This is a genomic window from Crinalium epipsammum PCC 9333, from assembly GCF_000317495.1.
Classification (GTDB): Bacteria; Cyanobacteriota; Cyanobacteriia; order Cyanobacteriales; family PCC-9333; genus Crinalium; species Crinalium epipsammum.
This window is the reverse complement of sequence record NC_019753.1, coordinates 2,017,036-2,034,147: the sequence shown is the minus strand read 5'-3', so window position 1 is coordinate 2,034,147 and position 17,112 is coordinate 2,017,036. Positions and strand designations below refer to the sequence as shown.

The window sequence follows — 17,112 nt, the reverse complement described above, 5'->3', positions numbered from 1 at the left end:
AGTTGTTACTTATTTACTTTACTTTTACTGGGTGCATCTTTTTGCTTTAGTGCAGCTAATAGTTGTTTGTAATCTGGTCTATCTGGATTTAGCTTGACGAGTTTCTCCATAGGTGCGATCGCGCCTTTAAAATCATTCAGCGCCAATTTACCTTGTACTAATCCTTGCAAAGCCACCTGGTTATCGGGTTCACGCTTTAATACCTGCTCATATCCGCTTACTTGTGCTTTAATTTGCGAGTCTTGAGAAGGTGCTGTTGCTGTCTTGGTATCCTCTTTGGGCGCGTTTAGTCCCTCCTGGAACATCGCGGCGGTTCCAAAGGCTGTAGAACCCATAAATGCGATCGCTGAGACAATTAGAAGAGGTTTTTTAAGATTTTCGTTCAACATATTAAACTTAATTTTGTTTGAAGTTATTTATTACTTATCTTGAGCAGAATAGCTGCTAGATACTTATACAGCACTATTTCTAACTTACCCAACCAGGCGACTGTAGTAACAATGACCAATGACCGATGCTCAATGACCAACTTTAATTTTAAGCTTAGTTATGCCTATCTACTTAGTATTTTCCGATCTACCTGAGATAATAGCTGTAAGCTCTTAACACTATTAAGAGCGATAAAAATCTCAGCCTGTATATTAACTGTTGATATTAAAATTATGGACTTATTAGAGTATCAAGCGAAAACATTATTTCAAGAAATGGGCATTCCAATTTTGCCCTCTCAGCGAATTGATCATCCAAGTGATATCAAGGGTTTGCAGCTTCCTTATCCGGTGGTCCTCAAGTCTCAGGTGCGTGCTGGAGGACGTGGCAGGGCTGGTGGTGTTAGGTTTGTAGAAAATACTATAGATGCGATCGCCAGCGCCAGAACAATTTTTAGCTTGCCAATTTTGGGTGAGTATCCCAAAGTCTTATTAGCAGAGGCAAAATACGACGCAGATCGGGAACTTTATCTAGCAGTAGTGCTAGATGCCATTGTTCAACGCCCCGTATTATTAGGTTCGTCACAAGGCGGCATCGACATCGAAGCAGTAATTCAAAATCTGCAACAAGTTGTAGTCGAGCAAGAATTTTCACCATTTTATGCCCGCCGTCTAGCGATTAAAATGGGACTTCAGGGAACACTCATTCGCTCGGTAGGTGACATTTTTGAAAAAATGTACCACCTATTTATTGAAAAAGATTTAGATTTAGTAGAAATTAATCCATTAGGGATTAGTTCCACCAATGAAGTAATGGCTTTGGATGGCAAAATTGTAGTCAATGATAATGCCTTGGGTCGTCATCGGGACATACCCGCACTAGCATCAAAAATTATAAATCGGAACACCCCAGCTTTTAGCTCGAATATATCTTCATCTTTACCATCAACTACCCTAAATTCTGCTGAGATAGAAGCAAGTAAAAGCAAGGCTTTTATACCTGGTCAACAACAGGGAAAAATTTTATCATCTGAAGAAATAAGAATTGACGCTCAAATAAATAAACTTAACTTAGGAGAGAGGGAAGGTAATATCGCTATTATTTGCACTGGCAATGGCATGGCGATCGCTACTATAGATTTACTTTATCAAAACGGTGGTAAACCTAATATATGTTTGATTATTAACAAGCCAAAATCAATATTTCAACCAGATATTTGCTCAATTATAAAACGCGCATTAGAACAAACAAGCCAAACTAAAGGAATAAAAGTTATACTTATAAATATTCTAATTAGTGGAGCATTGCAGGAAGAAGTAGCAGATGTGATTAGGGGATATTCACAGCAATCTCCTTCTACAAAAAGTGGCAACTACCCAGCTAGTAGTCCTCAAATTGTTGTCCGTTTTCTATGTGGTGGAATTAACTTCACAAGTGATAATTTAGACAGGCAACCGATTAATATTAATAATAGTTTGGATGAAGCGATCGCCAAAACCGTCTCCTTAGCTAAAGCAGTAACTAAAAAAACCTAAATCCTTTTAATTAGTAGTTAACTTTAATAATAATTATTAAGATTAACCCAGTACAAAAAAATCTTGTAGGTAAGTAAAAATGCACTTGAAGCCCGACAGCAAAATTATCGTACAGGGCATAGCAGAACCTAATGCTTCACTCGACATTGCTCAAATGAAAGCTTATGGCACGAATATAGTGGCTGGAATTAGTCCTGGTGAGGGAGGGCAGTTAGTAGATGATATTCCTGTATTTGACCTTGTAGAGCAAGCCTTGTCAGCAGTGGGACAAGTGGACGCGACCATTATCTTAGTACCACCTTACTGTGCTATTGATTCAGCCAAGGAAGCGATCGCATCTGGTATTAAACAAATTATTATCCTTACTGGTGGCATACCTCCACTCGATATGGTATCTCTACTTAGAAAAGTAGAAACAACTGATACGCTTATTATTGGTCCAAATACTTCCGGTGTAATTATTCCAGATAAAATTCTACTAGGAACCTACAATAGCGAATTTTTCACATCTGGCTCAGTAGCCTTAATTAGTAACAGTGATACCCTTAACTACGAAGTTGCATGGGAATTAACACAAGCAGGTATCGGACAATCAATAGTAGTTAACTTAGGCAGTGATACAATTATTGGCTCTGACTTTAATCAATGGTTAGAAATTTTAGATAAAGATCAACACACTAAAGTAATAGTTTTAATCAGCCACAGCAACCACCCTAACGAACCATCCTTAGCAGAATTCATTGCTACCAATATTAAAAAACCTGTAATTACTTACTTTGTCGGCATTCATACACCAGCAGACAAACATTTAAGAAATTTTAAGTTTCAGAATAATTATTATCTGTCAACTTCACGGAACGATGAAACTACAATCAATGAAAAAATCACCGCTTTTAAGCAAGCTAAAATTTCCCTACCAAAGCGCCCTTCTCAAATTCCCGATTTAGTAAAAAAAGCCCTTAAAAAGTAGTTAAAACAAGTTTTAGAGGTCAAACCTAGACAGTTTAATTTAAATAAAACTTACGCCCCTAAAAAGAGAAATCACCATTGTAGGGGCGGGTTGCACAAAAGGTTATGCTTCCCAACCGTTGATATAGATAAACCCGCCCCCGTTAGATACTAAGCTGTAGGTAGTGTACGTCCTCCCAACAAAGATTTTGTACTAGACTCACCCGCTTTTTGTAGTTGTCGCCTTAACTGTAACCCCAACAAAGTTAATCCTAGCCACTGACTTAAAACAGCCATCAATACTGCGGTTGTACTTGCGTCTTTAACAGCAGCCCATCCAAAGGCAGAAAACAACCATAAAATAGGTTGCTTATCTGGTTCAATAGATAACACTTGCAAAATAATTGGTGGCAGTATAATTAATCCACCCACTGTACTAGCAGCCCAAATTCCGCGTTTTGGTGCTTTCATCAGCAGCATAAGTTGGGTTATACCAGCATAAACCAAGATCACATTTATACTTAGAACCAGACTCAAAAGTGCTGCCCGCTTATAATTACTCCCAGCCCAGAAAAGCGCCCAAGGCATTAGTATTGCTGCTGAAATTGCCAAATTTATTCCTACTGCAACTATTGCAGGGCTTTTTTCACCCCAAATTAAATCCTGCCAGATATCTTGTTTGCGGGAAGATGAATTTTGATGTCGGTAACGCGCCCAATCTTGTAAAGCTTGCCGTTGTGGACTCAAAACTGCAATCAAACCAATAAATAGCACTAAGTTAAATACGCCCAAGAAACCAAAATTGAAAAAGAAAGTTTCTAGATCATTGTTCGACTCTGGTCGTTGCCAAGAAAATCCTACTATCATCACTGTAAAGAAAGCCGTCAACTGATAACTTTGTCGTTTGCTTAAAATAGTGCTGCTGGGGTTGTGGAAGCAACGCTTTAGTGCTTGCCAAACCAAATAAGTCGAGAAACCATAATTCAGCAGCATAAAGCTGGTAGCACTCCAAGCACTAGCACCTACAGGTAAGTAAAACCAATGCAATAAATTTAAGTCATTAGGCTTAAATCCGCGCAACAAATCTGAAGGTATGGAACTGGAAGCAGTTAAATAATGCAGGAAAAATGAGGGGCTAAATAACATCAACCAATCGGCTGAACTCTCAGTAATATTGTGGCTATCTGCTATAATATTTATAGTCATCAATAGAAACATTAGCACGCCACCACTGCCTAAAAAAGCTTGAAAAGCACCAAGTTTATGACTGACTAAAGCAATTAGCAGAGATGCACTATAAAAAAACAAGCAACTAGCAACAAAAATGCAGTAGAAACTGAAAATTAGACTTAAAGAAATGTGAGCTACTAACCCTAAGCACAAATGCAAGGGAACAGCCAAACCTGCAACGACATAAAGCAAAATTGGCACTCCTAGCAGTTTTCCCCCCAAGATAGTTTGAGTAGATTGAGGACTTAGGCGGATAAAATTAAGCGTGCCACGCTGTTGTTCCCGTGACAAGTCGCTGATTAACAGATAACTTCCAGCCACCAACAAAACAAAGATGCCAATTACACTTAGCCAGATGAAGGCATCTAAAGACCATAACTGCCAGTTAATCACAAAACTACCGACGGCATCGAACAGGCATTGTGGACTACTACTATAAGGCTCACGCGAGCCAGTGCAATAGCGATTCAGAAGTTCGTCTACGGTAATATCAAAAGGAAGCTCACTAGCCAGAGCCATCATTAGTAACAGTTGACCTACTAAAGAAACTGCTACTGCAATAGTTAAATTGCGGGGTCTAAGTCTCCCTTTAATTTCTCTAAATAGCTGTGGATTCCAGTCACCAATTCTATCTAGCAAAGATAAATTCATAGAACCTGTCCTTAATTAAAACTTTCTAAATCAAACAATTTAAGAAGCTTGTTGATGACCTAGCTTCAGAAAAATCGTTTCTAAATCTTCTTGAGTGCGGTGGAATTCCGTTAAAGGAATACCAGCAGCAACAAGCGATCGCAAAAACTCTGCACTATCTTGCCCATCGCCAGTAAAATCAATCTGCACCCGTTGTGGCGATATTACTTCCCACTTTGCTACTAAAGAATGTTTTTTTAGCTCTGCTTTGAGCAAATCAATATCACTCAATGTAGACAAGTATATTTGTTGGCGACTGAAACGTTGGTAAAGTTCTTTTAAACTAGCACTTTCCACTAAATAACCTAATTCCATAATTCCCACTGAGGTACAAAGTTCAGCTAAGTCACTCAGTACATGAGAAGAAATAAGAATTGTCATCCCAGCTTCTTGCAATACTTTGATGATTTCGCGGAACTGCATTCGTGCAATGGGATCTAATCCTGAAACTGGTTCATCTAGCAACAGCAAAATTGGCTCATGAATAATTGTCCGTGCTAAACCCAAGCGTTGCTTCATCCCCCGCGAAAGGTTAGCAATCATGCTATTGCGCTTACTGGTAAGTTGCACCATTTCTAACACTTCACGCAGGCGTTGTGTACGTCGTGGCGATCGCAAATGATAAAGCCGTGCAAAATAATCCAGGTAGTCCCAAACTGTTAAATCGTCATACAGAGGAAAATCATCAGGTAAATAACCGATGCGTCGCTTTAAAGTAGAGTTGCTTTGGTCGCTTGAAAGGCGATCGCCATTAATATAGATTTCACCTGTAGTTGGCTCTTCTGCTGCGGCTAACATCCGAATCAAAGTTGTTTTGCCTGCACCATTTGGACCAATCAGTCCGTATACTTCTCCAGTTTCCACCTCTAAATCAACATCATTGACTACCACTTGGCGGTCAAATTGCTTAATCAGCCCACAAGTACGAATTGCCAGTTCCTTTGCCATAAATGCTGGAAATCCAAGTGATATGCCTAGAAGAACCAATAGCCTAGCCTTTAACTACACGCTCTGGCAGGAGTTTTGCGGAAAATTAATCATAATCCCAATAATCGTAGTTCTTCTGTATTTAGCGGGCATCTACGAAAAAATGTGACATTGAGCTTTTTCTTTTTCTGATGTGTTTGCCCTGCTCATAATAGGCATCCATTATTTTTTTTTTGTGCTATTGTGGGTATATGTGAAAAAACTCACATCTTCCATAGGAAAAAGACCGCTTAGGCAACAAGGAGGTGATGCCCATGCAAGATAGTAGTATACGCACGGGTCTCACGATTGGAGTTAGCCGGCTGTGCGCCGGGGCTATTCTCTAGCAGTTGGCTTTAACCTATTTATAGGTTAGTAGTTAATACTGTGAAGCTGGCTCGGAGTTTTCCCGGCAGCGTGGTTCCAATCGCAAGACCCACTACACCGCCCTCAGTTTCATAGAGTCTAATTTACGGGATTCTGTGAACTGGGGGCGGATAGCTTTTTGGGGGTTCACTCTTCACCAACTCCCAAAGCATAAATATTCGCTGGGTCAAAAAATGTCTAAGCCCTAAACTGATTAGCGATCGCTCACAATCAGCATAGATAGCACGGCAACTAGCTGGGAATGCTCAAAGATGTGCAGAAAGATTTCCGAAAGCTGTAGTGAATTTATGCTTAAAGGATGAGGACAACCTGTGGTAAAAAAGTTGTAACATCTGTTATAAGTTAGGTAAGGCGTGTATACGCAATCCACTAATGAGTTCAAGGAAGGTTTAAATAAACTTTTAAATTTTCACCGGAAAAGTATTTTACTATGCTGAATGATCTGAATGTCTCTAAATGCTATACAGCAATGGAACTCTAAAGGATCATTCCCACTCAGCACTTAGTGCATGAGGACGTTTTTACTGTAAATGTACGCGGCGAAAATTATTTATGAGAATTATATCTTTCCTAGTGAAGTAACTCATATGTTAAGATATATTCTCGAAGTGAGCCATAAATCCCATTTAGGGGATTGAAAGTTCAAAACTGACAATGCCAGATGTCATTTCTTTCTAAATTTAGGTGTGAGGAGAATAGGAAAGATGTCTAAAATTCTATGGAAATCCCTGTTAATCAGCCCAGCGATTTTAAGTGCAGCGCTGATGGTATCTCGTGGTGCTGTAGCGGCTGAAACTCAAGCAGTTAAAGAAATTAACCAAAACCAAACAGTGGCGGTTAATGCTGAAGTTGCTACAACCAAGCAAACAACAGTATCAACAAGTGCAATAGCACTTCAGGAGCCAACTGTTGCTAGCTCAAATAAAACTCAACAAGTTGCTCTTAAAATTAGCGAACCTACTTCAGTAGCAACAACTGAAGTACCTAGCAAAATTAATTTAGAAACCTCGGTAGCCCAAGCAGCCCCAACTAATGGTACAGAAGCTAGTTCTACTGACACTAATTTATTAAATCAAATTGAGCGCTACGGCAAAGAAGGTAGTGCTGCCCCTGATGCTGGGCAAGTTACCAACGTTTCCCAGTTTCGAGATGTACAACCTTCCGACTGGGCTTATGAAGCTCTATCCAGAGTTGTACAAACTTACGGGTGTTTGCAAGGGTATCCTGATGGCACATATCGTGGTAATCGAGCGCTGTCACGTTATGAATTTGCTGCTGGTTTGAACGCCTGCTTAAGACAAATTGAAGCTTTAATTGCCGGAAGGCCACCAGGTGGTAGTGGTGTTTCCCCAGCCGATTTACAAGCACTGCAACGGCTGACTGAAGAGTTTCGGACAGAACTAGCAACTATCGGTACACGAGTAGATAACCTAGAAGGTCGTACTGCTTTCTTAGAACAGCGGCAGTTTTCTACTACAACCAAGCTAGCTGGTGAAGCTATTCTGGCGCTGACCGACACTTTTGACGATTATGCTAATGAAACTGTTTTCGGCAATCGTGTACGTTTAGATCTACGCACAAGCTTCACAGGTCGTGATACATTGCACACCCGCCTAGCGGCTGGCAACCTTGAACCGTTTAACTTTATTACTAGAGATCCCGAAGGAAACGCTCAATCATTTGAAGGTCAGCAAACCTTTAATATTTCCCCCGGCGGTAACAACAACATCAAGTTAGATTGGTTAGGCTATTACTTCCCATTAGGCGCTTCCAAAGTTTATCTTACCGCTCAAGGGGGTACACATAGCGACTACGCTGCTACCAACAACCCCTACTTTGAAGATTACGACGGTGGTAATGGTGCGCTTTCTACATTTGCTCAACACAACCCCATCTATCGGATTGGTGGTGGTGCTGGTGGTGCAGTTACTCTCGGTCTTGGTAGTGGTAGAGGTGGTCTGTTAAGACCAACTGGGCTAACTGTTGGTTATCTGGCAAGCAATGGTAACGACACTAATTTCAATGGTTTCCTCAAAGGTGACTATGCCGCTTTAGGGCAGTTGAACTTTAACGTCGGTGACCGTGCTGCCTTGGCTTTAACCTACGTTCGTGGTTACCAACAACAAACTCCTGTTTTATTTAACATGGGTGGAACCGCCGGTCAAAGAGGTCTAGAAAGAGCGTTTAGTCCTGTGGTAGGTACTAATGCCTTCAATCCCGGTTTTGATGGTAACGGTCAATTGATCAGCAACTCTTACGGACTATCTGCTGCATTGAGACCAAGTAATAATTTGTCAATCAGTGGGTTTGTTGGCAAAACAGATGCTCGAGTCAATAATTTTAACGACAACAGTGTTACTGATGGCGATATTTGGTACTACGGTGCTGGTATAGCTCTACCAAACTTTGGTAAAGAAGGAAACGTTTTAGGCATCTTTGCAGGTGTAGAACCGAATTTAAGAGGCTTAAGTATTGATGGTGTCGCGCAAAATCTTGCGCCTTTTAACAAAACAGGTTATCACATTGAAGGTTTTTACAAATACCAACTAACTGATAACATTTCGATTACTCCAGGTGTAATTTACTTAACCAACCCTGGTCAAAGCGATCTCAATCCAGACATGGTTATCGGCACTCTCAGAACAACTATGACTTTCTAGTTAGAAAGCTTCATAGGCTAGTTGAGTCAAGTTAACTAAATAGTTTGCGGTGAAAACAGTCCCAATGATTGGGACTGTTTTTATTATGTTTGACTAAACATACAAACACCGATGGAGAACCGGAGTATACTAAAGAAGATCTGGTGATTAGTATTTCCTGTGGAACTTTCTTGTAAGACAGAATACGCGCTGCTTGCCCTGTTAGAATTAGCTCGTCAGTATAACGCAGCAGAGCCACTGCAAATTAGGCAGATTGCGGCTCAACAACATATCCCCGATCGCTATTTAGAACAACTGCTAGCAACTTTAAGACGGGGCGGTTTAGTCAAAAGTCAACGAGGAGCAAAGGGAGGTTATCTGCTAGGGCGGGAACCTTGGAAGATTACACTTCTAGATTTAGTCAACTGCTTAGAAGGCTCAGATGCCCAACCTTCTACTAAAGAAACTATTCATAAAAGTGTAGAAAGTGCAGTAATTGATGAAATTTGGAAAGAAGTAAATGAAACTGCTTATCAAGTCTTACACAGTTATACTTTGCAAGATTTGTGTGAAAAGCGAGATGCAAGGCGACAACTAGACATAATGTATTACATCTGAATCGACAACAACTAATAATTACTGAAAATTATGCGAATTGCCCAAAATATTACAGAACTCGTCGGTCGCACGCCTTTAGTTCAGTTAAACCGCATCCCCCAATCTGAAGGCTGTTTAGCACGGATTGTGGTGAAATTAGAGGGAATGAACCCAGCATCCTCTGTTAAAGACCGCATCGGTGTGAGCATGATTAATGCGGCAGAACAAGAAGGGTTAATTACCCCTGGAAAAACTGTGCTAGTGGAACCCACCTCTGGAAACACTGGCATTGCGTTGGCAATGACGGCGGCGGCGAAGGGTTACCGACTAATTTTAACTATGCCAGAAACTATGAGCATGGAACGTCGGGCGATGTTACGAGCTTATGGTGCAGAACTCGAACTAACTCCAGGCATTGAAGGAATGAGTGGCTGTATTCGTAAGGCTCAGGAGATTGTTGATAAGACTCCTCATGCTTATATGTTGCAGCAATTTCGCAACCCTGCTAACCCCCAAGTTCATCGGGAGACAACAGCAGAGGAAATTTGGGAAGATACTGAAGGTCAAGTAGATTTTCTCGTCGCCGGAGTGGGTACTGGCGGTACGATTACTGGTGTGGCAGAAGTAATTAAGCCACGTAAACCTGATTTTAAGGTGATTGCTGTTGAACCTGCAAATAGCCCTGTACTATCCGGCGGTAGTCCAGGCGCACACAAAATTCAGGGTATTGGTGCTGGTTTTATTCCCCAAGTCCTGAAAGTCAATTTAATTGACGAAGTGATTAGCGTTACTGATGAAGACTCTATAGCTTACGGACGGCGGCTTGCTCGTGAAGAAGGTATACTTTCTGGTATTTCTTCTGGTGCTGCCCTGTACGCAGCTATTCAAGTAGCTAAACGTCCTGAAAATGAAGGTCGCTTAATTGTGATGATTCAGCCTAGCTTTGGAGAACGTTATCTCAGTACTCCACTTTTCCAAGACGCAGAACAACGAGTAGCAGTTTTGGGATAGTTATCATATTGGAATGAAAGCTTCCAATCACTACGAAACACTAGAAGTCAGCACTACAGCCACGCCGGAGGAAATTAAACAATCCTATCGGCGTTTGGTCAAGCTGTTTCATCCAGACAGCAAAAGTGAAACAGCCGACCATGAGCAAATAGTTAGAATTAACGTTGCTTATGAAGTTTTGGGCGACTCGCAGCGTCGTAGGTCTTACGACCAACAATTAAACCAGACTTTCCAGGGAAAACGGCAACAGCGAACAGCTAACGTTGAAAACAACTATCGCCACCATCGGCAAAGAGGACAAGAGGCTGATGAGCATTTACAGCTTTGGATTAAGCAAGTTTATCTACCAGTTAACCGTTGGGTATACAGTATTCTTACTCCTCTAAGGGAACAGTTGGATGCTTTATCTGCTGATCCATTTGATGATGAATTAATGGCAGAATTTCAAGATTATTTAACAGATTGTCGTCTTTACCTCAACCAAGCTCAAGTAGCTTTCCGTTCTTTTCCCAATCCCGCTACAATGGCTGGTGTTGCTGCTCACCTTTACTATTGTCTCAACCAGTTAGGTGATGGAATTGAAGAACTAAATTTTTTTACTCTCAATTACGACGACCACTACCTGCACACAGGGCAAGAATTGTTTAGAATTGCTGCTGGTCTGCGCCGAGAAGCTCAACACGCTATGAAAACTGTTGCTTAGGTGTGGATGGTCTATTCCTAATAAACGTTTATGCGTATTTTGCTTTTAACTTAATTTTTCATCCCAATGAATATAGAAATTAGCCCGAAAATTAGTTTATTATTAATAATATGTTAAATTATGTAAATTTTTATGAGATGCACTATTAATCGTCGCGCTCAGTTCTCAGCCAGCCATCGCTACTGGTTGCCAGAGCTAAGTGAAGCCGACAATATTCAGCGATTTGGGCTTTGTACACAAACGCACGGACATGGACATAACTACGTGCTGTATATTTCACTGGAAGGTGAGATTGATGAGTATGGAATGGTGCAAAATTTATCTGATGTTAAACAGGTAATTAAACGAGAAGTAACTAGCCAGCTTGACTATTCTTTTTTGAATGAAGTTTGGTCAGAATTTCAAGAAACTTTACCTACTACAGAAAACATCGCTAAAGTAATTTGGCAACGGCTAGCACCGCATTTGCCGCTAGTAAAGATTCAACTATTTGAACACCCCGAACTTTGGGCTGACTATTTAGGAAATGACATGGAAGCATATCTCAGCATAGGTACTCATTTTAGCGCGGCTCATAGATTGGCGCTGCCTACTCTTAGTTACGAAGAAAATTGCCAAATTTACGGTAAATGCGCTCGTCCTAATGGTCATGGACATAATTACCATTTGGAAGTAACTGTTAAAGGTGAGGTTGACTCGCGCACTGGAATGATTGTGGATTTAGTAGCTTTGCAAAAGGTGGTAGAAGATCATGTAGTCGAACCTTTTGATCATACTTTTCTCAATAAGGATATCCCCTATTTTGCAGAGGTAGTTCCTACGGCTGAAAATATTGCTATTCATATTGGTCAACTTTTAGAGCAGCCAGTCCGTGAATTAGGTGCAGAATTATATAAGGTTAAGTTAATCGAAAGTCCGAATAATTCTTGCGAAGTTTTGTGTGGTAAGTCTACACTCAATTCTGTAACTGCTCAATCTAGTGAGCAAGTTTTGCTTTCTGTTTAAGAGTTTTTAGTAGTTAGCAATTGGCAGTTAGCAGGCGCGATTGATCGCAGTAGGGCGGGTTTAATTGATATTTTTGTAGGATACTTAGGTTTTTGCGAACCTGCCCCTACAATTTTTTGCCTGCTATGTCTATGTTTGGGTCAAAAGATTTGTTTTAACCTTTGTAACAAAAATGTCATAACTAGGTCAATTTCTTTCCGGCGATAGGCAACCTAAGAGGCGGAGCTTCCATTAATTTGTTCCCAGGTTGAACCTGCGAAAGAATTATAATGATATTTACGATCGCTTGTGATGCCTGATCTTTGACTTTTATTGATGGCAACCAGCACTCAGATAATATTGTGTGGAATATGTACAATTAGGAGAAATCCCCTTCTACAATTAGAAGGCATATAGCTCACTTTATTGGAATAGCCATAGCTATAAATTGCTGCTATTACACGGGAAAAGTGAGCAACAATCATCTGCCTGGGGAGGAGTTCCCGACTGTGGTTCCAGCGCCAAATCATCGCACCCAAGATCAAGCAATACCTAAAAGCCCACAGGATAACGATGGGGAAGCAGATCAACTGTTAGATCAAGGTATTGAACAGTACCAAAATCAGGAATTTAAAACGGCACTGGAGTTTTTCCAACAAGCACTATCTGCCTACAAAGAACAATTTGATCGACGAGGAGAGGGGAAAACTCTTGGTCGCATCGGATTAAGTTTTTATGCGCTAGGAGATTTTAATCAAGCTATTGAGTATTCACAGCTAAGTTTAGAGATTGCACAAGAAATTGAAGACAAACGGTTGCAGGGGCAGGCGCTAGGAAATTTGGGCAATGCTTACCGCCATTTGGGTGATTACGAGCAAGCTATTGAGTATGAAGAAAAAAGCTTGCGTTTGGGGCAGGAACTAGACGATCGCAAAACTCAAGTAGCAGCACTAAACAATTTGGGATTAGCTTATAAGGCTTTAGGGGATTATCTTAAGGCAATTGAGTATCAACAGCAGAGTTTAGCTGTTGTGCATGAATTAGGCGATCTTTCTACAGAAGGACAAATTCTGAAAAATCTGGGCAATGCGTTCTATGCTCAGGGAGATTATGCTAAGGCGATTGATTATTATCAGCAGCGATTAGCGATCGCCAAACAAACTGGTGACTATCGCGTTGAGGGACAAATTCTGAGGAATTTGGCTAGTGCTTGCCATGCTGTCGGTGACTATGCTAAAGCAATTGAGTACAGTGAGCAACGATTGGCGATCGCTCAATCTCAGGGTGATCACAGAGCAGAAGAACAATCACTAGGGAATTTAGCGGTAGCATACGAAGCCTTAAATGATTATATTAAAGCGATTGAATATTATGAACAACGCATTGCTTTGGCACGAGTGATGCAGGATCGGCGGGTAGAACAGCAAGCACTGAGTTCTCTTAAAGTAGCTTGTTATGCGGTTGGAGACTATACAAAGGCGATGGAGTACGAAGAACAGTAGTTAGAACCGCAATTATTCGTAAAAATCGCTAAAAAATCTTAATTAAGGGGATTTTCCCGTAGGATGCTCTAAATTCACTCTTGCTTTTGGAGGATGCTATCACGGGTGATCCACGTTATCACAGATTCATAACATAAATTTGTTAGTGTTAATCAACTTTACGAAAGCCTTTGATAAGATGGGCAAGAGTGATTGACACCGCAATTGTACTTATCCATCTCGTGTAAACGAGAGTATATCCCACTAACAAACTGAAAAGAAAATGAATACTACAGAACAACAGTATCAATCTCCCGAAACCACTTCCCCAGAGCCGATTACTAAGATAGACGTGACTCCTGTTTCTGGCGCTCTTACACCAGTATCTACTGCTGACCAAAGCACTGATGAATGGCGCGAATGGGGAAAACAAGTTTCCCAAATTTTGTCAGAACTTCCAGAGTATCTTGGTCAATTTTTCGATGACAACAAGCGGGCTATCATTAGCTTGGGCTTATTGTTTGCAGGCATTGTGTCTTTAAAACTGACCTTAGCTATTCTAGCTGCAATTAATGATATTCCCCTACTAGCTCCAACGTTTGAATTAGTGGGAATTGGCTACACTGGTTGGTTTGTTTATCGTTACTTACTCCAAGCTTCTACTCGTCAAGAGTTGTCCGAAGAAGTTAAAAATTTCAAATCCGGAATTCTGGGTGGCAACTCCCAAGCTTCTTAATAAACATCTTCAGAAATTCAAGGTGCATTATCTAGAACCGTTGTAGAGGCAGAGACGTTGTATGCAACGTTTCTGTCTCTACGTTTGTTGAGTTAAACTTGCCTATGTGGGTTTTCCCGCATAGGATTTTTCGTATTTTGTATAGTGATGAATATCGGAATTGTAGGTTTAGGGTTAATTGGCGGTTCGTTGGGTTTGGATTTAAGGGCGCAAGGACACAAAGTTTTAGGAGTCAGTCGGAGAGAGGAAACTTGTCAACAGGCAATTCCGCTTGGTGTGGTGGATGATGCGAGTGTTGATTTAAATATTCTGGCGGGGACGGATGTAGTTTTTATTTGTACTCCAATTGCGGCGATCGCACCCACAGTAGAGCAACTAATCCCTTATCTTACCCCAGAGACAATTATCACCGATGCTGGTTCTGTTAAAGCGCCTGTAGTTGAAGCAATTGCACCGTTATGGCAAAACTTCGTAGGTGGACATCCGATGGCGGGTAAATCGGAAAGTGGTTTGGAAGTTGCCCAAGCACAGCTATTTGCTGGAAAACCTTATGTATTAACGCCAGTGGAAACAACTCCACTAAAGGCTGTTAAGACTGTAGAAGAAATAGTAAATTCGCTGGGTGTAAAAATTTCTTATTGTCGTCCAGAAGATCATGACCGCGCTGTTGCTTGGATTTCACATTTACCAGTGATGGTAAGTGGTAGTTTAATTGCAGCGTGTATGGGAGAAAGCGATCCGAATGTATTAGAGTTAGCACAAAAGCTTGCTAGTTCGGGGTTTCGGGATACCAGCCGTGTTGGGGGCGGTAATCCCGAATTGGGTTTAATGATGGCGCGTTACAATCAAGAGGCTTTAGTGCGATCGCTACACCAATATCGCCAAACTCTTGATCAGTTGATTCTCAAGATTGAGCAAGCAGATTGGAGTAGTTTAGAGGAACACCTCAAAAAAACAAAGCAAGCACGACCTAAATTTAATTTAAAAATAAAATGAGTTGGGATAATATTTTCTGCCGCTTAAACAAATTATTTGAATAACTCACTCACTCGTAGGCGGATTTAGGTAACTTTTAATTATTAACTATGTCCCTCTTCCTTGGGCTTTTTCCGTTTTAACAGCAAAATGCCAGAGGACTCCTTACTTGGGTTGAGGTTATTCTTGTTATTAAGATGTAAATTATTTAGTAATCTTATTGATAGATCTAACTATATAAATATACCTATTGATATAAATGTCATGCTCAGGCAACAAAGCTGTCACGAAAACGTCATAAATCCGGTCTACATTAGTAAAGTGTGAGTATTCATAAGTTGTAGTAACTAATTTTTGTAGAAATTCAATTAGTCAGTCGAAACCATTGATAAATCTAGCAGCATCCTAACTAACGGTAGCTGTTTTCTAACATAGTATTGTCGTCAACTCATTTATTGTGTAGGTTTTTTAAATGCCAAATCAACAACGTGATTTAAATCGTAATTCAGAACCAATTAATCCTATTTCTTCAAACGCTTCAGACTTGCCATCCCATAAAGCAGCATCTACTGCTTGGAGAAAGGGGGCAACATATCTCTCCCTAATATTACTGGGTGCTGGTGCTTCTTTGACAGGCAGTTATTTGGCATCAAATAATCAGCAAGCATTAGAAGCATCTAAGTCTTATATAACTCCTGCGGCAGTGGCTCAAACTGCTCCTATCCCACAACCAAATAGAACACAAGGTAACTTTGTAACAGATGTTGTAGACAGAGTAGGACCTGCTGTCGTGCGGATTAATGCTTCTAGAACTGTAACCAGTCAACTGCCAGAGGCGTTTAATGATCCCTTTTTCCGTCGATTCTTTGGTTCTAGAGTACCTACGGAACCGGATTCAAGAGTTGAAAGAGGTACTGGCTCTGGCTTTATTATCAGTTCTAATGGTCAAATTCTGACAAATGCCCATGTGGTTGCTGGTGCGGATACCGTCTCTGTAACGCTCAAAGATGGTCGTACTATGGAAGGCAAAGTGTTGGGTGTAGATCCAGTGACGGATGTTGCTGTGATTAAAATCAACGGTAGCAATTTACCAGCAGTTAGATTAGGTAATTCTGAGCAACTGAAACCTGGAGAATGGGCGATCGCTATTGGTAATCCTCTAGGTTTAGATAATACTGTCACTACGGGGATTATTAGCGCGACAGGTCGTACCAGCAGCCAAGTCGGTGTTCCCGATAAGCGAGTTAGCTTTATTCAAACCGATGCTGCAATTAATCCTGGTAACTCTGGTGGTCCACTGCTCAATGCTTCTGGTCAAGTAATTGGCATGAATACAGCTATTATCCAAGGAGCGCAGGGAATAGGATTTGCGATTCCGATTAATACTGCTCAACGTATTGCTACTCAATTGGCGACAACAGGCAAGGTAGAACACGCTTATCTGGGAATCCAGATGGTGAATTTGACACCAGAGCTAAAACAAAGCATCAACAGCAATGCTAACTCTGGACTAAATGTAGATCAGGATAGGGGTATTCTCGTCGTTAGAGTTATGCCAAATTCACCCGCAGCTAAGGCTGGGTTACGCCCTGGTGACGTGATCAAACAAATCAATGGTAAATCAGTAACAGATGCTGCAAGTCTCCAACAAGTAGTAGAAAATAGCAACTTGGGCAGTAATCTTCAGTTAGCGTTGCGTCGTAATGGACGCGATCTCAGTATGAATGTACGCACAGGAGCATTGCCTGCTCAAGCATCATAATTTTACGGTATTCTTTCAACAAATATGGGCGCGTATGCG

14 protein-coding genes are annotated in these 17,112 nt (G+C 40.9%); 11 read left to right on the top strand and 3 right to left on the bottom strand.

The window, feature by feature from the left end; translation table 11 throughout:
- Window positions 1–5: 5 nt before the first annotated feature.
- Window positions 6–389 (bottom strand): tetratricopeptide repeat protein, encoded by a 384-nt coding sequence (locus CRI9333_RS08680; RefSeq protein ID WP_015202790.1) that lies wholly within the window; start codon window positions 387–389, stop codon window positions 6–8.
- Between the two features lie 273 nt (window positions 390–662).
- On the opposite strand from CRI9333_RS08680, the gene CRI9333_RS08675 reads away from it, so the two are divergent.
- Together CRI9333_RS08675 and CRI9333_RS08670 are read left to right on the top strand one after the other, a co-directional pair.
- The gene (locus tag CRI9333_RS08675) at window positions 663–1,964 is read left to right on the top strand and encodes an ATP-grasp domain-containing protein (RefSeq protein WP_015202789.1); all 1,302 of its coding nucleotides are present in this window, start codon (window positions 663–665) and stop codon (window positions 1,962–1,964) included.
- 79 nt (window positions 1,965–2,043) lie between these two features.
- A complete protein-coding gene (locus tag CRI9333_RS08670) occupies window positions 2,044–2,934 on the top strand; it encodes a succinate--CoA ligase subunit alpha (RefSeq protein WP_015202788.1) in 891 nt (296 codons plus the stop codon).
- A gap of 149 nt (window positions 2,935–3,083) precedes the next feature.
- Here CRI9333_RS08670 and CRI9333_RS08665 read toward each other — a convergent pair whose 3' ends face one another.
- Both CRI9333_RS08665 and CRI9333_RS08660 read right to left on the bottom strand, forming a co-directional pair.
- Complete coding sequence (locus CRI9333_RS08665; RefSeq protein ID WP_015202787.1) at window positions 3,084–4,793, bottom strand: hypothetical protein; 1,710 nt, start codon at window positions 4,791–4,793, stop codon at window positions 3,084–3,086.
- A gap of 39 nt (window positions 4,794–4,832) precedes the next feature.
- On the bottom strand, window positions 4,833–5,780 hold the full coding sequence (locus tag CRI9333_RS08660; protein WP_015202786.1) for an ABC transporter ATP-binding protein: 948 nt from the start codon (window positions 5,778–5,780) through the stop codon (window positions 4,833–4,835).
- Window positions 5,781–6,889: 1,109 nt separating this feature from the next.
- On the opposite strand from CRI9333_RS08660, the gene CRI9333_RS08655 reads away from it, so the two are divergent.
- The 9 genes from CRI9333_RS08655 to CRI9333_RS08615 all read left to right on the top strand — a co-directional run bounded on the left by CRI9333_RS08655 (window position 6,890) and on the right by CRI9333_RS08615 (window position 17,073).
- Window positions 6,890–8,845: an iron uptake porin gene (locus tag CRI9333_RS08655; RefSeq protein ID WP_015202785.1), complete on the top strand. Its 1,956-nt coding sequence runs from the start codon at window positions 6,890–6,892 to the stop codon at window positions 8,843–8,845.
- A 159-nt stretch (window positions 8,846–9,004) separates the two neighbouring features.
- Entirely contained in the window at window positions 9,005–9,442 is a 438-nt protein-coding gene (locus CRI9333_RS08650; RefSeq protein WP_015202784.1) for an RrF2 family transcriptional regulator, read from the top strand.
- A gap of 30 nt (window positions 9,443–9,472) precedes the next feature.
- Window positions 9,473–10,432 carry a cysteine synthase A gene (gene cysK, locus CRI9333_RS08645; RefSeq protein ID WP_015202783.1) on the top strand — a complete coding sequence of 320 codons (960 nt, stop codon included), beginning with the start codon at window positions 9,473–9,475 and terminating at the stop codon, window positions 10,430–10,432.
- A gap of 13 nt (window positions 10,433–10,445) precedes the next feature.
- Window positions 10,446–11,135 carry a J domain-containing protein gene (locus CRI9333_RS08640; protein WP_015202782.1) on the top strand — a complete coding sequence of 230 codons (690 nt, stop codon included), beginning with the start codon at window positions 10,446–10,448 and terminating at the stop codon, window positions 11,133–11,135.
- Between the two features lie 132 nt (window positions 11,136–11,267).
- The gene (locus CRI9333_RS08635; RefSeq protein WP_015202781.1) at window positions 11,268–12,140 is read left to right on the top strand and encodes a 6-carboxytetrahydropterin synthase; all 873 of its coding nucleotides are present in this window, start codon (window positions 11,268–11,270) and stop codon (window positions 12,138–12,140) included.
- A gap of 449 nt (window positions 12,141–12,589) precedes the next feature.
- Window positions 12,590–13,621 carry a tetratricopeptide repeat protein gene (locus CRI9333_RS08630; RefSeq protein WP_157462298.1) on the top strand — a complete coding sequence of 344 codons (1,032 nt, stop codon included), beginning with the start codon at window positions 12,590–12,592 and terminating at the stop codon, window positions 13,619–13,621.
- Between the two features lie 262 nt (window positions 13,622–13,883).
- Window positions 13,884–14,336 carry a CAAD domain-containing protein gene (locus CRI9333_RS08625; protein WP_015202779.1) on the top strand — a complete coding sequence of 151 codons (453 nt, stop codon included), beginning with the start codon at window positions 13,884–13,886 and terminating at the stop codon, window positions 14,334–14,336.
- A gap of 147 nt (window positions 14,337–14,483) precedes the next feature.
- The gene (locus CRI9333_RS08620; RefSeq protein ID WP_015202778.1) at window positions 14,484–15,332 is read left to right on the top strand and encodes a prephenate/arogenate dehydrogenase; all 849 of its coding nucleotides are present in this window, start codon (window positions 14,484–14,486) and stop codon (window positions 15,330–15,332) included.
- Window positions 15,333–15,783: 451 nt separating this feature from the next.
- A complete protein-coding gene (locus tag CRI9333_RS08615; RefSeq protein WP_015202777.1) occupies window positions 15,784–17,073 on the top strand; it encodes an HhoA/HhoB/HtrA family serine endopeptidase in 1,290 nt (429 codons plus the stop codon).
- The last annotated feature ends 39 nt before the right edge of the window (window positions 17,074–17,112 follow it).

Bases quoted from the DNA above. Each gene is read 5' to 3' on its own strand.
- CRI9333_RS08625 (WP_015202779.1), top strand. From the start codon at position 13,884: ATGAATACTACAGAACAACAGTATCAATCTCCCGAAACCACTTCCCCA.
- CRI9333_RS08635 (WP_015202781.1), top strand. From the start codon at position 11,268: ATGAGATGCACTATTAATCGTCGCGCTCAGTTCTCAGCCAGCCATCGC.
- CRI9333_RS08670 (WP_015202788.1), top strand. From the start codon at position 2,044: ATGCACTTGAAGCCCGACAGCAAAATTATCGTACAGGGCATAGCAGAA.
- cysK (WP_015202783.1), top strand. From the start codon at position 9,473: ATGCGAATTGCCCAAAATATTACAGAACTCGTCGGTCGCACGCCTTTA.
- CRI9333_RS08660 (WP_015202786.1), bottom strand. From the start codon at position 5,780: ATGGCAAAGGAACTGGCAATTCGTACTTGTGGGCTGATTAAGCAATTT.
- CRI9333_RS08680 (WP_015202790.1), bottom strand. From the start codon at position 389: ATGTTGAACGAAAATCTTAAAAAACCTCTTCTAATTGTCTCAGCGATC.
- CRI9333_RS08675 (WP_015202789.1), top strand. From the start codon at position 663: ATGGACTTATTAGAGTATCAAGCGAAAACATTATTTCAAGAAATGGGC.
- CRI9333_RS08665 (WP_015202787.1), bottom strand. From the start codon at position 4,793: ATGAATTTATCTTTGCTAGATAGAATTGGTGACTGGAATCCACAGCTA.
- CRI9333_RS08615 (WP_015202777.1), top strand. From the start codon at position 15,784: ATGCCAAATCAACAACGTGATTTAAATCGTAATTCAGAACCAATTAAT.
- CRI9333_RS08640 (WP_015202782.1), top strand. From the start codon at position 10,446: ATGAAAGCTTCCAATCACTACGAAACACTAGAAGTCAGCACTACAGCC.
- CRI9333_RS08655 (WP_015202785.1), top strand. From the start codon at position 6,890: ATGTCTAAAATTCTATGGAAATCCCTGTTAATCAGCCCAGCGATTTTA.
- CRI9333_RS08620 (WP_015202778.1), top strand. From the start codon at position 14,484: ATGAATATCGGAATTGTAGGTTTAGGGTTAATTGGCGGTTCGTTGGGT.